Origin of the sequence: Streptomyces phyllanthi (assembly GCF_009377205.1) — a bacterium.
Classification (GTDB): Bacteria; Actinomycetota; Actinomycetes; order Streptomycetales; family Streptomycetaceae; genus Streptomyces; species Streptomyces phyllanthi.
The window spans coordinates 1-1,538 of the sequence record NZ_VJZE01000884.1 but is presented as its reverse complement, the minus strand read 5'-3'; the positions used below and the strand labels follow the sequence as shown (position 1 = coordinate 1,538).

Annotated in this window: 2 protein-coding genes; both read right to left on the bottom strand. The window is 70.0% G+C overall.

From position 1 onward, the window contains the following. Positions 1–720 (bottom strand): LLM class flavin-dependent oxidoreductase (locus tag FNH04_RS45855; RefSeq protein ID WP_322725762.1); only part of this gene is annotated, 720 nt, incomplete at its 3' end. A gap of 105 nt (positions 721–825) precedes the next feature. Further along, positions 826–1,413, bottom strand: coding sequence for an NADPH-dependent FMN reductase (locus FNH04_RS45850; RefSeq protein ID WP_194237058.1), 588 nt, complete (start codon positions 1,411–1,413; stop codon positions 826–828). Between the last annotated feature and the right edge of the window lie 125 nt (positions 1,414–1,538).

The following is a 1,538-nucleotide window of genomic DNA, read 5'->3' as shown; positions in this document are numbered from 1 at the left end:
GTCGGGGTGGTGGGCGCGGAACTCCCGGACGTGCGAGAGCTGGATCCCGGCGAAGTCCCGCGGGGCTCCGGCATCTCCCTCCCGCTCCTCCTCCCCCTCCGCCTTGACCACGCTGCTCGTCAGCAGGTTCATGCCGTGCTCACCGGCCCACCGCGCCGAGTTCAGGCTGCCGCCGCCGTACCACATGCGGCGGCCCAGGCCTGGTGAGTGCGGCTGCACGCGGTCCGAGAAGACCTCGAAGCCCTCCACCCCGCTGAAGTCCGTGGCCGGCTTGCCGCGTACCAAGTCCAGGAGGCGGGCCACCCGGTCGTAGCCGAAGTCCTCGGAATCCGAAGTGTCGGGGTAGAGGGCCTGCTTCACCTGGTCGTAGTGCATCGGCGGGCCCACGCTCACGCCCGGGTTCAGGCGGCCTCCGGAGAGGATGTCCACCGTCGCCAGGTCCTCGGCGAGGCGCAACGGGTTCTCCCAGCCGAGCGGGGTGACCGCGGTACCCAGCTCGATGCGGTGCGTGCGTTGCGAGGCCGCCGCCAGGACGGCCACTGGGGACGATATGCCGTACTGGAGGTGACGGTGCCGCACCCACGCGCTGTCGAAGCCGAGCCGCTCGCCGAGCTCGATGATCTCCAGCGTCGACTCGTGGCCCCGGCGCGGGTCGGCACCGTCGAAGAGCCCGATGGTCAGGAAGCCCAGCTTCCGCAGCGGTTGTGAGGGCAGCGGCACGGGGCCTCCTCCGGCAGTGCGTCAGTACGTCGGTACGCCATGGACTCAGTGCGTCCATACCTCAGTACGTCAATGCCTCCGCGCTCCGGTTGTGTTCCCGCCGGGTCAGTCCCCGTACGGCCGTACCTCCTTCGCCTCCCGCAAGGCCCTCCCCCACCACGCCAGCTGGTCCAGCATCACCTTCGCCGCCGCGTCCGGGGCGGACGGGTCCCTCAAGCGACCGGTGTCGTCGAAGGAGCCATGCGCGTTGTGGAAGGACACCGTGTCGCGGACCGTGACCGCGTGGAGTTCGGCGAAGACCTGGCGGAGGTGCTCGACGGCGCGGAGGCCGCCCGAGATGCCGCCGTAGGAGACGAGGGCCACCGGCTTGGCGCGCCACTCGTGGAAGTGCCAGTCAATCAGGTTCTTGAGGCCCGCGGAGTAGGAGTGGTTGTACTCCGGGGTCAGGACGACGAACGCGTCGGCGGCCGACAGCTTAGGGGTCACCCCGGCCAGCGCCTCGGTCGTCTCGGGCGAGCGTGAGAGCGTCGTGGGCAGGGGCACCTCGGCCACGTCCACCACCTCCGCCTCGAAGTCGCCCCTCGTCCGGATCCGGTCCAGCAGCCAGTCGGCCACCACCGAGCCGAAACGGCCCTCGCGGTTGCTGCCGATGACCAGGGCGACTCGGACGGGAGTCTCCGTGTGCATGTCCATGGGTGAACCTCCGCGGTGGGTGCTGTGTCCTTCACGGCCCTCACCCTCGTACCTCAACCTTTCTTGAGGTCAAGCCGTCCCCGGAAGCCGCTCCCACCACTCCCCCGGGTCACCCGTTCACACGC